The organism is Sinimarinibacterium flocculans (assembly GCF_003201205.1).
GTDB classification, from domain to species: Bacteria; Pseudomonadota; Gammaproteobacteria; order Nevskiales; family Nevskiaceae; genus Solimonas; species Solimonas flocculans.
Genome location: NZ_QICN01000013.1, coordinates 48036 through 64213, shown reverse-complemented (window position 1 = coordinate 64213; position 16178 = coordinate 48036). Strand labels below are relative to the sequence as shown.

Sequence of the window (16178 nt, the reverse complement as noted above, 5' to 3'; positions counted from 1 at the left end):
CCAAGGCGCGTACCCGTGGTCGCGGCCGGTCCGGTTGCGTATCGACTATACCGTTGAGCGTCGGAGAGATGTGTCCTGGGCGCAGGCCACGTCAACGTGCTGCGCCAGGTCGCTAGGGTAACCGGCGCCATTGGAAGGTCACGACCACCGGGTCATGATCAGACATCTGCTCGCCGTCCTCGCGTGTAAAGCGTTCGCGCTCGAAGCGATGGTCGAGAGGACGCAGTTCGACGCCGCCGCCGCTGCGGTACGCAAAGCGGTCGATGTTCTTGAAGCCCTGGGCACGCAGTTCGTCCTGGTCGCCGCACGCCAGCACGGCGCAAACATCGACCAGCCCGGTGCGCGCCTGGAAGCGTGCCCAGGTGCTGCCATCGGTGTCGCGTTGCCGCGGGCGACGGTCGCTTTCGAAGGACAAGTTGGTATCTCCGCCGAGCACCACTGCCCGCCCCTCGGAGTGGGTGAGCAGGAAATCCGCCAGTTGTTCGAAGTTGTCCACCCGAACGTCGATATCGCGGTCGTTGCCGCCGGCGTCACCGTGGAGATTGTAGACATCGACGAAAACGCCCGGTGCCATCTCGTGCGTCGCCACGGAAAAGCCTTTCAGCGCGGCGCAGTCGGTGGAGCCGTCATCGATCAGCCCTTCGTCGCCGGTGAGGTTCAACGGCGCGAGTAGCGAATCAAGGCCAGGCACGTTGTCGAGCAGTACGTCGAGCAGTTCCTCCAACGGCGTCACCAGAATCGAGCCATTGCACTGACGCCACATGATCCGCTCGAGCGGCCCGAAGGGGCTGCGCGACAGGCGGTTGAGGCCGTCGCCCAGCAAGGTCGGGCCCAGCACTCCGTCGAGCCCGCGTCGCAGCCCCAGATCGAGCAGCGGAAACGGTGCCGGCTCGGAACGGTAGGGATGGTCGGCCTCGGCGACGACGAGGTGATGAAAGCCGAGAATGCCCGGCTGCGTGCCGGCCGGCACCACGCCCGCTTCCTCCAGAAAGGCAAGGGGGTCGCCCCAGTCCTCCTGCAGCAGCACCAGGTCGTAGGTATTGAGCAATGGACTGATCAGTGGGGCGTTGGCTGCGGGGTCTTCGCCCGTGATGACGCCCGGCAGCGGCAGACCGGCCACGTTGTAGGTCACGGCAAGGAAGGTGCCGCTTTCGCCGTCATCGCTGCTGTTGCCACAGGCGGACAGCGTCAGCAACGCTGCCAGCAGCAGCGACCTGCCCGTCGTGTGCGCGAGAAGGGAATAGCGGCGCATGGTCTACTCCTCGTTCAAGGTCTCAGGCACAACCGTGCCACGCTGTCTGCACTGAAGGAAGGCGGCGCGGCGCCGGCATCGCTGCCCCATGCCTGTGGCGTGTCGGCCAGCACATAGTCCAGTCGACCACCGTCGACCAGCTCGGTGAAAGGCAGCCAGGGCCGCTCGTGCTCCCCGCCGTTGACACGCAGCCCGGCAACGAAGCCGCGGCTGTGTGAGGCGCCCGGCGCCGTGATGACGATATCGCCGCGCGCGCGGCGCAGCGTGATGCGCGGAAACAGCGGCGCACTCAGCGCGAGCGTGTCCTGGCCGTGCTGGAAGGGGTAAAAGCCGAGGGCGGAGAAGATGTAGTACGCCGACATCGTGCCGAGATCGTCATTGCCGGGATAACCGCCCGGGCCGTCGTTGAAGAGTTCCAACAGCACGCGGCGCACGGTGGCCTGGGTGAGATCCGGCCGCTGCATCCAGTTGAACAGCCACGGCGTGTAGAAGGACGGCTCGTTGCCGAGAAAGGCATGGGGCGAGGAAAAACCGTCGTTGAGTTTGGTCAGATGCTCGCTCAGTCGCGCCACCGCCGCCGCCTGACCGCCCAACAGGGCGATCAATCCGGCCGGGTCGTGGCCGACGCTCCAGGTGTACTGCACGCCATTGCCTTCGGCGAAGCCCATGCTCGAAAAGATGTCGTTGAAGGCGGGGTCGTAGGGCGCCAGCCACAGACCGCTGGCCCATTTCGGCCGCATCGCGCCGAGATCGGGATCGAAGACGTTGCGCCAATTGCCGGAGCGGGCGAGAAAATCCTCGCAAACCGCCGTCTCGCCGAGCGCTCCGGCCAGCGAGGCAATGGCGAAGTCGGCCTTGGCATACTCGATGGTCGTGCCGGCTGAGCCCCAGGCCAGCGTCAGATCGTCGACGCCGCTCGGCACCGGCAGCACGTCCAGGCCGGGCACCGCATCGAGCAACGCGCTGGCGCCGCCGAGAACCGCGTCGAGCACGGTGACCAGCGGCTCGGTGCCATCGAGACCCAGGAGCGGATAGGCGCGCAGCATCGCATCCACGACCTGTGTCAGCTGGTTGGCATTGCGCTCGTGCGGCACATAGCCCAGCTGCAGGTATTCGTTGATCACCGGCCGCTGTACATAGCCGGCGTTCTCGCTGCGCCCGAGTTCGGTGCCGCCGCGCACCATGGCGGCCAGCGCTGCAGCGGTGTCGAAGTCGCGCACACCCAAGGCATGGGCGCTGGCGATCAGTATCGGTGCCGGATCTCCGGTCATGCTGCCGGTATGGCCGTTGCCGACCGGCCACTTCGGCAGCCACCCGGACTCGCGCGCGTTGGCGATCAGAGAATGCAGGAGGTCGCGGGCGCGCTCCGGCGCGATGATCGACAGCAGCTGCACGTGCGCGCGGTAGATGTCCCAGCCGGACAGGTCGGTGATCTGCGTGTAGCCATCAGCGACATGAACCTGCGCGTCCATGCCCATGTATTCACCGTTGGCATCGGTGAAGGTCGTGGGGTGGATCAGCGCGTGATACAGGCTGGTGTAGAAGGTGCGTCGGTCGGCCTCGCTGCCGCCCTCGACCTGTATACGCTCCAGGTTGTCGTTCCAGCGGGCCCGGGCGTTCGCGCGCATGGCATCGAAGCTGACACCCTCGGCCTCCGCGTCGAGGTTGGCGCGCGCGTTGTCGCGACTGACGAAGGAGATCGCCACGCGCATCGTCACTTCGCGCTGCTCGTGCGCGTCGAACGCGGCCCAGGCGCCGACCGAGGCAGTATCGACGAGGTCCCCGCCAAGGCCGAAGTTCTGCCCGAGTGTCAGCAGGTTCGGGATCGCCAGGAGGTCGCCGGGCGGTACCAGCGAGACATCCGAGGCCGAAGTGCCGCCGGGCTGCAGCAGTTGTCGGCGCCAGGTGCCGTGTGAGGCAATCGGACGATCGAAGCGAGCGACGAAGTGCAGCCGGTAGCGATGCGGGTGAAAGCAGAAATCGCCGGACAGCAGCGAGCCGCTGATCTCGCCGCGCTCTGGATCAATGGTCACCTCGGCATTGCGCACACCCATGACCGAGCCACCGAGATCGAAGAGCAGGCTGGCGTGCTCGGCGTTTTCCGGAAAGGTGACGCGCATCTGTGCCGCGCGGGTGGCGGCGGTAAGCTCGACATCAATTGGTGCGTCACTGGCGGGATTGAGGGTCACGCGGTAATAGCCCGGCGCCCCCTCCTCCTCGTCGTGCGAGTAATTCGCGACGTGCATTGGGTTCAGATTCGAGGACAGCGGCCTGGCTGGCGAGCGGTTGATCGGCGCGGTCGTCGGCATGATCGGCACATCGCGATAGCCCCAGCAGCCGGCGCCGGAAAAGCGCGTCAGCGAGAAGCCGCGGATGCGGTCGTCATCGTAGGCATAGCCGCCGCCAAAATTGGCCTGGGCGGGCAGCGTATCCGGACCCAGCTTGATCATGCCGAAAGGCACGACCGGGCCGGGGAAGGTGTTGCCGGCACCGCCACCGGTGCCCTGGTCCGGCGCGCCCGGCTGGGTCCCGCGAAAGACGTTGACCAAAGCTGCCGCGTCGGCCGCGGCGCCGCCACCTTCTGCGACGGGCGCATCACTTCCGCCGCACGCGCCCAGGATCGAGATGCCGGCGATGCCGGCCGTTCGCCAAAGTTGCCGGGTGGTAAGGTGGGCCATGCGGTGCTCCATCACATGCGCGCGACGTGATCAGGTGCGAACGCGTCGCTGCCAGACGACTGTGGTGCTCCGCGCGGCCCCGACCACGCGCGTGAGCCGCAGGCTCATCGGCAGCCGACTGCCGTCGCCGCCGTAGAGCTTGCTGACGCCCGAGGACTGTACCTCGTCGTATCGATCGGCGTTGACTCACCGCAAGCGAATCTTGTCAACGGCATGACCAAGAGCGCACTACGCCTGGCTGCAAGGCAGCGCCGGATCGGACGCCGGCAAGGGTCTGCCCCTCCCTTGTACAACCAGGGTCGGTGTGGGCGCCTCAATAATCAGTTCGGATGATGCCGAGGCTTTTGCTTGCTCCTACATTCCGCAACGAGGGGTTAATGAACGATCCACAGGGAGTTGCAATGAGGGGGCAGTTGATCAAGCGCCATCTGCGCGACACTTGGCCAATACGGAAGCTTCTGCTCCTTGCCGGCGCGAGCGTCTTCTGCGGCCCCGCGGGAGCGGGGTCTTTTGATCTATTTGCGGGCATTGATGGTAGTTATAAGCTTACGACCACTTACAGTCTCGCCGCGCGGATGCAGGACGCACACGGCGCGCTGGTTGATGGCCCGGTGGACCCATTTCGTGCAGCGCTGCTGCCTAACGGTCAGCAAATTATTGGGTTCACTAATACGGGGCTGCCGACGACCATCAACATCGACGACGGCAACCGTGCTTTTGACCGCGGCAGCCCGATCAACAACCGGCTGACGGCGGTTTATGAGGTCAGCCTGCGCCGTGAAAATATTGGCTTGGTGTACAGCGGCTCGGCCTTCTATGACTGGGTGGTCCATGGGCGTAACGATCGCGATCCAGTCGACCCGGGCAATCTCGACGATTACGCGCCCAACACGCTGGCCTGTGCGGCCGATCGCCTCAATTGCGATTTCGACCGTTTCTCCGACGGGGCTCGCTATTACAACGGCGAGAGGTCGCGGACGCTGGATGCGTTCGTGTACGGCGACTTCATGTTGACCGACACGGTTGCGCTGAGCCTGCGTTTTGGCAAGCACCTCGTAGCTTGGGGTGAGAGCCTGTTTTTCCCCAATATCGCCAGCGCACAGAGCCCGAACGATGCCACCAAAGCATTTCTTCCGGGTGCCGAGATCAAGGAAATTCTGCTGCCAGTGCATCAAGTTTCGGCGACGATTGCGTTCGGCTATGACTTCTCGCTTATGGGGTACTACCAGCTTGAGTACAGGCCGACCGAAGTGTTTCCTGCCGGAGACTTCTTCTCGGTGGCCGATGTCGTCGGACCGGGCGCCGAGATGGTCTACGGTTCCGGTAATCCGGCCTATGTCGACAACTGCCCGGGCTTGCTGGGTCCGTTGAGCTTTGCGTGTCAACTCGGCGGTGGGTTGGGCGGGGTGCTTCTCAATGCGCCGAGGACGATCAATGTGCCACGTCAAAGTGACATTCGTCCGGACAAGGATGGTCAGTGGGGGCTTGGCTTCAAGGCTCAAGTTACCCCAGAGACCAGCGCCGGCGTCTACTACTTGCGCTATCACAATCACAATCCAACGGTGAACCTGAACTTCGGGTTTCCGGTGATCGGTGAAATTGCCGGCGTTCCGCTGACCACGGCGCTGCTGAATCAGGCTGCGCCAGTGAGTTACAACGTCAAGTACTTTGATGATATCGAAATGATAGCGATGAGCTGGTCTACGACGTTGTTCGGACTCAGCGTCGCCGGCGATATCAGCTATCGCGATGGCATTGATACCTCCGCTGCAGCCGACATCTCCGGTGTCCTTAGCCCGGTATTTACGCGGGCTGAGGCATGGCAGGGCAATATTTCCGCACTGTACGTGACCAATCCGCGCGCGCTGTTCTTTGACGAAGTCGCGATCGCGTCAGAAGTCTCGTACCTGTATGTGGACAACGTTGACCCGATCGCAGCATTTAACGGGCAGGTCCCGCGCGGTGATGGCCGTCAGTTGTTCTATGACCGCAATGCGTGGGCGTTCCAAACGCTGATTCTACCGAAGGGTCGTAACGTCTTTCCCGGCTGGGATATCGGTACGCCGATAGCGTACGCGCATGCGGTTGATGGTTATGCATCGGTGGCTGGCAGCTTTGGCGCGCTCTTCGGTGAGGGCGACCGGCGCGCCGGGCTGTCGGTCAGCGCGCAGTACTTGCAGAATCTGGAGGTCGCCGTAGGTTACAACTGGTTCTTGGGCAACCCCGCCAAGACAGTGCGCGATAGCCCGATTCCATCCAACCCGGTTACGGATCGCGACTACGCGACCTTCACGATCAAGTACAACCTGTGACCCAGTCCTTGCAGCCCAGCAGCGAGTCGTTTGATCCAACGGAGTTCCGCAAGGCGCTCGGTACTTTCGCCACCGGCGTGACTATCATCACCGCGCGCGCCGCGGATGGCACGCCGATCGGCCTGACCGCCAACAGCTTCAACTCCGTATCGCTCGACCCGCCGCTGGTGCTGTGGAGCCTGGCCAACAACGCGATGAGCTTCGATGCGTTTCGCAACGCTTTGCATTGGGCGGTGCATGTGCTCGGCTCCGATCAGGAAGACCTGTCGGGCCGGTTCGCGCGGCGCGGCGAGGACAAGTTCTCCGGCCTGGACACCGATGAAGGCGAGGGCGGGGTGCCGCTGCTGCGTGGCTGCGCCGCGCGCTTCCAGTGCCGTACCGCCACGCAATACCAGGGCGGCGATCACCTGATCTTCATCGGCGAAGTGCTGCGCTTTGACCGCGACGAGGCCGCGCCGCTAGTCTTCCATGGCGGCAAGTACGCGCACGCGACGCGCCGCGATCCGCCCGATATCAAGCCGCGCAGCGCGCATCTGGCAGGCAGCTTCGGCGAGGACTTTCTCGGCTATCTGCTTGGCCGCAGCCATTTCCGGTTCTTCGCGCAGATCCGTCCGTTTCTGGACCACGAAGGTCTGGACGACATGGAGTTCTACGTCCTGTCGACGCTGACCCTCAAGCCGCTGCTGACCGAGGGCCAGATCGCCGAGGGCCTGGCCGGCGTGCTCGACGCCAACCGTCAGCGCGCCCTCGATGGCCTGGTCGAACGTGGCTTCGCCCGACGCACCGCAGCCGACGGCTTCGAATTGACCGATGGCGGACGCGAAGCGGCGATTCGGCTGATCGCCGCAGCCAAGGCGGTCGAATCGCAGGTGCTCGAACGACTCGGCACCGGCGATGCAGTGATTCTCAAGACGACGCTCAACCGCCTGCTGGGCGTCGTCGATGAAAGCGCGGCGGATGTGTTGTGGCAATCAGGCGAGGGCGAGCGCAAGGGCTGATCGATCGCGAGTCTCAGCTCCGGCAACGCCATTCCCGCGAAAGCGGCAATCAGGGGCGTGGGGCGCAGTTTCCGGTACCGGATGTCCGCCTGCACAGGCATGAGGACTCGGGGCCGTGACCCGTGATCATTCGAGCGCTTCGACGTTGGCGCTCTCCGCAAACTGGAGAGAGAAAAGATGAGGCTGGCCTCAAAAGTGCTGCTCGCAGTGATGTATGTGCTCGTACAAACGCCGGTGTCGGCGCAGGACGAACTTGACTTGCTGCTGCTGCAAGAGGGCGTCGCAAGCGAGTCGCTACCGCCCGCAGAGACGGATAAAGCCGCCACTGCCGATGATGACGTTTACGAAGACTTCATCGAAGTCGCGCAGCCCACTCCGACACCCGAGGTCGGGCGTCAGCCTGAGCGCAGCCGGCAGCTCGAGGAAATCATCGTCACCGCACAGAAGAAGACCTCGACGCTGCAGGACACGCCGATTTCGATGGAGGCCTTCGGCGCCGAGAAACTCGAGCTGCGCGGCATTGGCGGGCTTGAGGATCTGGGCACCAACGTTCCGAGCATGATCATCGAGCCGTTCCCATTGTCCGCAACAACTCTGCGTATCGCGATTCGAGGCGTTGGCGTCAACGACTCTCAGGTCACGCAGGATCCGGCGGTCGGCATTTATATCGATGGCGTTTATCTGGCTCGGTCGGTGGGACTCGCCCTGGACCTGGCGGATGTCGAAAGAATGGAAGTGTTGCGTGGGCCGCAGGGTGTTCTTTATGGGCGCAACTCCACCGGCGGCGCGATCAATGTCATCTCCAAGCGCCCCGATCCGCTGGCGTTCAACATGCAGCACAAGCTCACCGTCGGCGAGCGCAACTTGCTCTCCGCGCGCAGCTCGATCAACGTGCCGCTGACTGATGACTTGGCAGTCAAGCTTGCCCTGGTTGCCCGCCGCAGCGACGGTTTTGTTGAAAATACCGGCGAGGGTCGGGACTTCGGCGACCGGCGGGCGCTGGGCCTGCGCTTCGACACGCGCTGGCTGCCCACCGACGGTCTGACTGTCGATTACGGGTACGAGTACACCGATCTGGAGTACGTCAACTACCTCTATCAAGGGGTTCTGTTGCCGGAAACCGATCATGGCTTGGCGGAGTTCTTCAAGCCGTATGCAGTTGCGAACTCCGTTTACTCCGACCGGCGCCTCGAAGCGCTGGCTTCGGCATCGCCCATGCAAGCATCGAGCGCCAGAGTTAGCGGCCACACCTTGACGCTGGCCCAGCAGTTCGACTCTGTGCAGATGAAATACATCGGCGCTTATCGGGAGCTGATCGACAACCAGTACGCCGATCTCAGCGGTGGATCGGGCTTTGGCGGGTTTAGGGTCGATACCAATGCGTTTGACAGCGTTTCCGCGCGGTTTGCGAATGGTGGCCCCACGCCGCTGGTGATTCCTAGAACCGAACAGGAGCAGTGGTCGCACGAATTGCAATTCACTGGATCGTTGTTCAGCGATCGGATCAACTACATTGCAGGCTTGTACTACTTTACTGAAAAGGGCAGTGAGGACGGCGGTCCCTTCCATCACATCCAAAGCGCCACCGTCGATCCGCAGCAGGCTGATGTCGTGCTTGGCCTGCTGCCGACGGCATTGCGTTCCTTGCTGCAGAACAACGTCCTGCCGCGGATCGCGGCTTACTGGGACTATTTTTATGGCATCGAGAACAAGGCCTATGCTGCGTACGGGCAGCTGAGCTTTCGCCCTGGCATCTTCGACGAGCGGTTCAACCTGACGGTCGGAATGCGGGCATCGCGCGACGAGCGAGATGCTTACAAGGACTTCATTCAAAGGCAGTACATCGAGGTGCGTCTTGCAGAGCTCGGGTTGCTGCCGATCCCGGTTCCGGCGGAACTCGCTGGCAGCGCAGACGATTTTGTCGGCGTGACCGCTCGAAGCGTGTACGAAGATTTCTCGCCATCAGCAAGCGTGCAATTCGATCTCAGTGATACCGCGAGTACCTATCTGTCATATTCCACTGCCTATAAAAGTGGCGGCTTTAACCTGCGCGATCCACAGGTCTCGGGCGAGTCGGGCGCGGCATCCGATGGTACGAATTACGGTTTTGGGTTCGTAGACGGCTTCAAGCCAGAGCGTGTCGAATCACTGGAAATTGGACTCAAGAGTGAGTGGTTTGAACGAGCCTTACGGCTTAACGGAGCGGCGTTTTACACCGACTACGCCGACATGCAGACCAACTTCCTGATTGCGGGCACCATCTCTGACACCAAGTCCCGCAATGCGGGCAAAGCTCGCATTACGGGCTTCGAACTGGAAGGCGCATTCATTCCCGCTGCAAGCCTGATGGTGGGCTTTCAATATGGATATCTTGACGCGGAGGTCAAGGAAGTCATCGATATCGAAGGCAATAACGTCGCCAATCTGTTTCCGTTCATTCAGGCTCCGCCGCATTCGGGCGTGGCGTACATCGACTGGAACGTTGCCGATTTTGGTTGGGGAAATCTGCGCGCCTACGGCAGCTGGAACTATGTGGGTGAGCGCAAAGGTTTGGTCATTGTCGAAGAGCGCCGCGGCCTGACGGCCTTCAAGGGGTACGGCTTATATAGCGCGCGACTGATGCTCAATGACCTGAGAGTCGGTAACCACGGACGCCTCGATTTGGCTTTGTGGGGGAAAAACCTGCTCGACAAGGAATATGAGCTCAGCATCGTAGACAACCTGCCGCAGGCGGACCGCGCGGTGGTGTGGGGAGAGCCGCGCGCTGTCGGTGTCGACGTGATCTACCGCTATGAATAAGGTCAGCCGTTTCCCCTCTCCTGCAGGCGGGAGAGGGGTGGGGGAGAAGGTGAGGAATTGCGTCTTTACGAGTGCCAGTGGCACTTGCCGAGATCCCGAACGCCACGCCAGGGATGGCCGGGCCGGGCACTCTCAACGGGACAAGGTCGCGCCACGCATGGCCAGGACAACGCTTGCGAAGGACATTTCCGCCGTCGCACTGCTCGCCAGTGCACTCGCATGGACCCATGCGCATGCCGATGTCCGCACGCTTCCCGCGCTGATGATCGACACCCGCGGCGAACTGCTGCTCGACGCGCAAGGCGACGTCCGCTACCAGCCCTGGCAACTCGCACCGCTGCCGCCAACCGCGCGCGCCGGTCTGCTGATGGTGCTGCCCGCACGCCCGTCCAGCCGCAAGGACCTGCGCCTGTTCGAAGCCGCGATGCGCAGCCGCAAAGACGAAGCCCGCGGCCTCGTCTCCACGACCATCGTCAATCTCGACGACGCCACCTTCGGCGCCGGCCTGATGGTCGAGACCAAGCTCAGCGACGAGAAGAAACTCAAACCGGCCGCCCATCTCGTCGTCGACGAACAAGGCGCGGCACGCCAAGCGCTCGACCTCGCCGAAGGCGACATCCACGTCCTGCTCCACGATTGCGGCGGCCAGATCGTCAAGCACCACCAGGGCGCCTTCAGCGCCGAGCAGGTCCGGCAATTCCTCGGCCGCATCGATGACGCCCTGCAGGCCCGTCCGTGCAGCTCCCAAGGCAAAGTGCAATAAAAACAATAATAACAACTAATAGTCAACAAATAAGCACAATCCCTCTTCCCTGTAGGAGCAGCTTCAGCCGCGACCCTCCAGCGACAGAAGCACACCGCTGGAACAACGCTGGCCGAGCTCGCCGAGCCCCTTGCCCACTGGCCTGATCGGCTTTTAAATCGGACAACGCCTGGGGGTGCTGTTCTGAACGGAAGGCCGACATGACGCCAACAATTACTGATTCGAATGCCGACGCGCAGCGTCACCTCGCTCGCACACTCGTCTGGCACGCCGCACTCCTGAGCGTGCTCGGACTCGTTTCCGGGTTCACGACGCTGTTCGCGAAGGCGCCGAGCGCGGCACTGAGCGCACACAGCATCGGCTTGCTCGAAGGCGCGGTGCTGTTCGGTCTTGCCGGAGCCTGGCGGCTGATCGGGGTGTCGGGCCGAAAAGCGCTGATCATCAAGTGGACGTTGCTCTCTGGTTTCTATGCGAACTGGCTCGGGGCGCAGCTTGCCAGCCTGTGGAGTGCGCGACAGATGTTCGTCGTTTCAGGCACAGCAATGCCGGGTGGGGCTGCGCCTTGGATGGAGTGGATCGTCGCGGTGCTGCTGAATCTCTCGGTGCTCGCCTTCGTGGCCTTCGCCTTGATCCTCTGGCAGGCGCGGGCGCAGCGGTAGCCTCGGGTGAATGCAGCGTTCAAGGCATCGGGCTTGTGGGTGGCGATCCTGATGCTCGCCATGCTCAACGGCATGCTCAGGGAGAAGCTGCTGCTGCCGATGTTCGGAGATGTCGCTGCACTGGTGTCGAGCGGCGTACTCCTGTCGGTGGGCATCCTGCTGGTGGCCTGGCTTGCGGTGCCGTGGTTCGGTGCTCTGCCGGCGCGTGAATGGCGGCTCATCGGCCTGTTCTGGCTGGGGCTGACGCTGGCATTCGAGTTCGGATTCGGCAGGCTGGTGCAGCACAAGGCCTGGGCCGATTTGTTCAGCGCCTACACGTTCCAGGGTGGGAACCTGTGGCCGCTGGTCCTCGCGGTGACGCTGCTCGCGCCGTGGGTCGCCGCCCGACTCCGCGGGCGGGTGCAGGCCTCCGGCGCAGCGGGCATGGAGCGACGCACATGACCGAACATCACATCTTCACGATGCCCTTCGCCAGGGGCTATCCAATGTATGTGCAGAAGGCCGAGCGCAAGAACCGCACGCGGGTCGAGGTCGACCAGATCATCTGCTGGCTGACCGGTTATGACGCCGCTGGCCTGCAGCGGCAGATCGAGCGACAGGCCGATTTCGCAGCCTTCTTCGCCGAGGCGCCGACAATGCATCCGAACTGTGCGTTGATCACCGGGGTGGTCTGCGGTGTGCGCGTCGAGGACGTTAAAGACCCGCTGATGCAGAAGATTCGCTTCCTCGACAAGCTGATCGACGAGCTGGCGAAAGGCAAGGCCATGCACAAGATTCTTCGGCAGTAGCGCGATGGCGACGGCAAGGAGGGTTCCATGAGCGGGCCGATTGCGACGATCCACGTGCTGTTCTCGGTACTCGCGATCGCGGTCGGCGTGGTGATCTTTTCGATCCGGCGCGGCACGCCGGTGCATCGGCGGCTCGGCTACGTCTACATCGGCGCGATGCTGGCGCTGAACGGTTCGGCGCTGATGCTCTATGCGCGCGATGGCAGTTTCGGGCCGTTTCACATCGCGGCACTGCTGTCGCTGGCCACGCTGACGGCCGGCGCAGTGCCGGTGATGCTGCGGCGTCCGCGCGGCGGCTGGTTGCCGTTGCACTGGGAGCTGATGTCGTGGTCGTTCGTCGGCCTGATCGCGGCGGCCGTGGCGGAGGCGGTGTTCCGCATCCCGGGAATCGCCTACTGGCCGTCGATCATCACCGGAACCCTCGCGGTGTTCGTCGGCGGCGGCGCCTGGGTGTATCGCAACCGACGACACATGCGCCAAGCTGCAGGCCATGTGACCGGCGCCTGAGCGGACGGGGCCGCGGGCCGCTTCGTGACTCGCGCGGATGCGACGGCGGGCCCGGATGCCGGATCACGCTTCTGGCGTGTCCGGAATGACCGGGCGCAGCATCCTCAGGGCATGAACGCGCCGCCGTTGGCGTCGAGCGCCGCGCCGGTCACGGCGCTGGCGTAGTCGGACGCGAGGAACAGCGCGGCGCGGGCGCATTCGTCGTCGGTGGGAATGCGGTTGAGCGGAATCGTGCGGGCGATCTTCTCCTTGAGCGCATCGACCGTGGTCTTCTGCTCATGTGCCTGCCACTCGAAGTAGCCCTGCACCGGCGCGCCCCACATCCAGCCCATGTGGATGCTGTTGGCGCGGATGTTGTCAGGGCCGACCTCCTTGGCCAGGTACTTCACCGAGTTGGCCAGCGCGGCCTTGGATGCGGCGTAGCCGGCTTCGCCGAGCGGCGGCGGCACGCGAGCGGCCATGGTGTTGATCATCACGATCGCGCCACCGCCCTGCTTCTTCATCTGCGGCAACACCGCCTGGGTCAGGCGCAGCGTGCCGATGAGGTTGGTGTTGATGACCTCTTGCCACTCGTCGAGATTGGCGCTCGAGACGTAGTCCATGTTGCCGTGGAAGAACGCGCTGTTGATCAGCGCGTCGATGCGGCCAAAGGCCTGGGTGGCAGCGGCCACCATCGCCGTGCAGTCGGCGGGCTTGGTGATGTCGGTCACCTGCTTGAGCACCTTGCAAGCCGGATTGATCTCGGCGATGCGCTGGGCGGCGTCGTCGAGCTTGTCGGCCGAGCGGGCGCCGATCGCCAGCGCCTTCGCGCCTTCGCGCGCGGCCTCGATCGCGAGCTTGACGCCCAGGCCCGGGCCGATGCCGGAGACGATGACGACCTTGTCCTTGAGCAGCATGGGGTTCTCCTCGTTGTATGCGAATGGGGCAGGTGACCGAACGACGATCCGTTCGCGTCGAGTAGCGCCGCAAGGCGCGTATCGAGACGCCGCACAGGCTTCAGGCTGCAATGCCCCTCGATACGCCGCTGCGCGGCACTCGGGGCGAACGGAACAAACGTCGACAGGTATTCGAGCGGCAACGACATCAAACCGTGCTGGCAATATGGCGCGCGCGGTATTCGGCGAACTGTTCCTTCAATTGCCCTGCTGTCAGCCCAAACTGGCTGGTGTCGTACTCGTGCGCGGCCCGGGTGTTGCGGGTATTGACGTCGAGCCAGCGCTGCATCGCAGCCTCGGCATCCGGACTCAGCTCGAGGCCGGCCCAGGCGTAGATCGCGCGCGCAACATCGAGCGGCTTCTTGACCGTGTCGAGAAAATCGACGTCGAAGAACGGGGCCGCGTTGGTGTCGCGCACCTGCATGACATGCTTGAACGCGCGTGCCATCAGTGCGCTCCATTCGCGACCGGCCGCGGTCGGATCGACGTCGTTGCTGTAGATACGCCACAGCGTGTCGAGGAAGCTCGCGATCGACGGAATCGTGTCGACCGGATCGCGATGGGTCTGCACGATCTTCGCGCCGGGAAACAGCTCGAGCACGAGATGGATGCGCAGCAGGTGGTGAGGCGCCTTGAGCACCCAGCGCTGTGCGCTGATGCCGCGCTGGCGTTTCTGCCACTGCAGGAACTTGAGCATCCGCTTGAGGTACTCGTAGGCCGGGCGCTCGTCGGTCTGCGCGAGCCAGTCCATGTACGAGGGGATGCAGGCGTAGGTGTTCATCGCCGCGATGAAGCTGTGCTCCATTAGCATCACTTCCTCGTCGGCCTGGTCGGCATCCATCGGGTGGATCGACAGCAGCTTGGGCATGGCCTCGACCATGACCGTCACTTCGGCGCGTGCCTGTTCGATGCGCTGGGTGGGCGCCGCCAGCGATTCACCGGGGAAGGGCACCGGGTAGCGCGACTCCCACCACGGCATCGAATAGAACTGCGGGTCCTGCGCCAGCAGGCGCTGCAGCAGCGTCGTGCCGGTGCGTGGCAGTCCGACGATGACGATGGGCGCCGCAATCACCTCGTCGTCGATTTCGGGATGGCGCCGGTACCAGTCCTCGATGCCGAGCCGGTTGGTCAGCAGCTCGATGACTTTCTGGTGCAGCAGACCGCGACCAAAGTCGGAGAGCTTCGCGTCGCGCTCCAGTGCCGCACAGAACACGCGCAGACCTTCGCGGAACGAGGGCTCGCCGAAGTCGGACAGGCCGGTTTTCGCCTGCGCTTCGGCGAGCAGGGTGTCGGGGTCGAAACGGATCGCCGGATTCATGCTGCGCTCTTCTTCAGTTCGCTGAACTTGACCACGCGCAGCTCGGGATCGACGTTCTCCTTCGACCCGACCCAGCGCAGGCACATCGTGCCGCGGTCGTGACCGGCGGTCTCCAGCCAGTTGGCGACGCCCGGATCGCGGTGCGCCAGCACCAGCGTGACGCTGCCGTCGGCGGCCATCGTTGCGCTGTGCTTGTTGAAGTGCGCGCGGTGGTAGCGGTAGTCGAGCGATTCCATCCACCAGTTGTTGATCTGCAGATTCCAGAAACGGCAGTCCGGAATGCGCGGCAGGTGAATCACCAGAGCTTCGTCATCGGCGAGCTGCCAGTACGAGTGGTAGTAGACGATGTTGGGGTCGCCGCCGGCGGCCTGGCAGACCTTCTGGTCGGCGAGCGGCAGCTGGTTGGGATGCGGCAGGTAGGACTGCGCCCAGTTGGCGAACACGGTTGCGGTGCCGTCGACGAAGCCGGCGGTGCGCTGCAGGGCCTGCTGGATGCGCGCCGCGCTCAGCGGCTGCGGACGCGCATCGCTGCCGCGGCGTTCGATGTGGATCGTCGCCGGGCGTTCTGTCTTGCGGTCGAGAAAGGTCTGGCGCACGAGCACGGCGTTGGACGTGGCCTCGATGCGCAGCCAGTTCTTCGCACCGGCGGGTTGCTCGGCGCTGACGATGACCTCGAAGCGGCCCTCGTCATCGAGGGCCAGGTCCTTGGCGTCGAGAAAGCCGGTCGGCTCCATCTTGCCGTCGGTCTCGTAGCCACCCTTCTGCGTGCCGATCGACAGGTAGGACACCGTGCCGCGGGTGCCGCGCAGCACGTACTGGTTGGCGCCGTTGATCCGCGCCATCAGGTACAGGTTGTCCGGATTGTCGGCGCCGATCTTGCCGGTCTCGTGCGAGGGCATGAAGAACGCCGGAAAATCCGGATCGGCGCATTCGAGATGCATCTCGAGGCCGATGCGCAGCAGGCGCGTCAGATAGCGCCAGCCCTCGGCGCGATCGAGTTCGCTGACCGGCGCCTCCGGTCGCAGGATCTGCTGGCCGGCGCGCTTGAGCGTGTCGCAGAATTCTTCCCAGGCGCGCCCGGAGATGACGTCATCCTTCGCTGACACGGCGCCCGTCTCCTCATCGTGGTCGTGAGCGTCAGACGGTAAGCGCGGGCCGGCGCGGGGGCT

13 protein-coding genes are annotated in these 16178 nt (G+C 63.8%); 8 read left to right on the top strand and 5 right to left on the bottom strand.

The features are described 5' to 3' along the window. Positions 1–112: 112 nt before the first annotated feature. Complete coding sequence (locus tag C8D93_RS18525) at positions 113–1252, bottom strand: endonuclease/exonuclease/phosphatase family protein (RefSeq protein ID WP_110266724.1); 1140 nt, start codon at positions 1250–1252, stop codon at positions 113–115. 14 nt (positions 1253–1266) lie between these two features. After that, a complete protein-coding gene (locus C8D93_RS18520; RefSeq protein ID WP_170124109.1) occupies positions 1267–3930 on the bottom strand; it encodes a GH92 family glycosyl hydrolase in 2664 nt (887 codons plus the stop codon). A gap of 377 nt (positions 3931–4307) precedes the next feature. Here C8D93_RS18520 and C8D93_RS18515 point away from each other — a divergent pair, with 377 nt between their 5' ends. The 8 genes from C8D93_RS18515 (at position 4308) to C8D93_RS18480 (ending at position 12756) form a co-directional block, all read left to right on the top strand. Continuing rightward, on the top strand, positions 4308–6242 hold the full coding sequence (locus tag C8D93_RS18515; protein WP_245903999.1) for a DUF1302 domain-containing protein: 1935 nt from the start codon (positions 4308–4310) through the stop codon (positions 6240–6242). Then, positions 6239–7240, top strand: a complete 1002-nt coding sequence (locus tag C8D93_RS18510; protein ID WP_281269323.1) for a flavin reductase — start codon at positions 6239–6241, stop codon at positions 7238–7240. The genes C8D93_RS18515 and C8D93_RS18510 overlap by 4 nt, the downstream gene beginning before the upstream one ends. Before the next feature lie 177 nt (positions 7241–7417). After that, positions 7418–10039: a TonB-dependent receptor gene (locus C8D93_RS18505; RefSeq protein WP_245903996.1), complete on the top strand. Its 2622-nt coding sequence runs from the start codon at positions 7418–7420 to the stop codon at positions 10037–10039. Next, the gene (locus C8D93_RS18500) at positions 10032–10802 is read left to right on the top strand and encodes a YtfJ family protein (protein ID WP_110266722.1); all 771 of its coding nucleotides are present in this window, start codon (positions 10032–10034) and stop codon (positions 10800–10802) included. Before C8D93_RS18505 ends, C8D93_RS18500 begins: the two co-directional genes overlap by 8 nt. A gap of 200 nt (positions 10803–11002) precedes the next feature. After that, the gene (locus C8D93_RS18495; protein ID WP_110266721.1) at positions 11003–11461 is read left to right on the top strand and encodes a styrene oxide isomerase; all 459 of its coding nucleotides are present in this window, start codon (positions 11003–11005) and stop codon (positions 11459–11461) included. 6 nt (positions 11462–11467) lie between these two features. Then, positions 11468–11902, top strand: coding sequence for a hypothetical protein (locus C8D93_RS18490; protein ID WP_211307418.1), 435 nt, complete (start codon positions 11468–11470; stop codon positions 11900–11902). Further along, a complete protein-coding gene (locus C8D93_RS18485) occupies positions 11899–12249 on the top strand; it encodes a DUF2200 domain-containing protein (RefSeq protein WP_110266720.1) in 351 nt (116 codons plus the stop codon). Before C8D93_RS18490 ends, C8D93_RS18485 begins: the two co-directional genes overlap by 4 nt. A gap of 27 nt (positions 12250–12276) precedes the next feature. Then, complete coding sequence (locus C8D93_RS18480) at positions 12277–12756, top strand: DUF2306 domain-containing protein (RefSeq protein ID WP_110266719.1); 480 nt, start codon at positions 12277–12279, stop codon at positions 12754–12756. Positions 12757–12860: 104 nt separating this feature from the next. Here C8D93_RS18480 and C8D93_RS18475 read toward each other — a convergent pair whose 3' ends face one another. The 3 genes from C8D93_RS18475 to C8D93_RS18465 form a co-directional block, all read right to left on the bottom strand. Further along, the gene (locus C8D93_RS18475; protein ID WP_110266718.1) at positions 12861–13652 is read right to left on the bottom strand and encodes an SDR family oxidoreductase; all 792 of its coding nucleotides are present in this window, start codon (positions 13650–13652) and stop codon (positions 12861–12863) included. Positions 13653–13839: 187 nt separating this feature from the next. Then, the gene (locus tag C8D93_RS18470; RefSeq protein WP_110266717.1) at positions 13840–15009 is read right to left on the bottom strand and encodes a sulfotransferase family protein; all 1170 of its coding nucleotides are present in this window, start codon (positions 15007–15009) and stop codon (positions 13840–13842) included. Continuing rightward, entirely contained in the window at positions 15006–16115 is a 1110-nt protein-coding gene (locus C8D93_RS18465) for a DUF1214 domain-containing protein (RefSeq protein WP_110266716.1), read from the bottom strand. The genes C8D93_RS18470 and C8D93_RS18465 overlap by 4 nt, the downstream gene beginning before the upstream one ends. Positions 16116–16178: the final 63 nt, after the last annotated feature.

Bases quoted from the DNA above. Each gene is read 5' to 3' on its own strand.
- C8D93_RS18500 (WP_110266722.1), top strand. From the start codon at position 10,032: ATGAATAAGGTCAGCCGTTTCCCCTCTCCTGCAGGCGGGAGAGGGGTG.
- C8D93_RS18485 (WP_110266720.1), top strand. From the start codon at position 11,899: ATGACCGAACATCACATCTTCACGATGCCCTTCGCCAGGGGCTATCCA.
- C8D93_RS18515 (WP_245903999.1), top strand. From the start codon at position 4,308: ATGAACGATCCACAGGGAGTTGCAATGAGGGGGCAGTTGATCAAGCGC.
- C8D93_RS18470 (WP_110266717.1), bottom strand. From the start codon at position 15,009: ATGAATCCGGCGATCCGTTTCGACCCCGACACCCTGCTCGCCGAAGCG.
- C8D93_RS18495 (WP_110266721.1), top strand. From the start codon at position 11,003: ATGACGCCAACAATTACTGATTCGAATGCCGACGCGCAGCGTCACCTC.
- C8D93_RS18480 (WP_110266719.1), top strand. From the start codon at position 12,277: ATGAGCGGGCCGATTGCGACGATCCACGTGCTGTTCTCGGTACTCGCG.
- C8D93_RS18505 (WP_245903996.1), top strand. From the start codon at position 7,418: ATGAGGCTGGCCTCAAAAGTGCTGCTCGCAGTGATGTATGTGCTCGTA.
- C8D93_RS18525 (WP_110266724.1), bottom strand. From the start codon at position 1,252: ATGCGCCGCTATTCCCTTCTCGCGCACACGACGGGCAGGTCGCTGCTG.
- C8D93_RS18475 (WP_110266718.1), bottom strand. From the start codon at position 13,652: ATGCTGCTCAAGGACAAGGTCGTCATCGTCTCCGGCATCGGCCCGGGC.
- C8D93_RS18520 (WP_170124109.1), bottom strand. From the start codon at position 3,930: ATGGCCCACCTTACCACCCGGCAACTTTGGCGAACGGCCGGCATCGCC.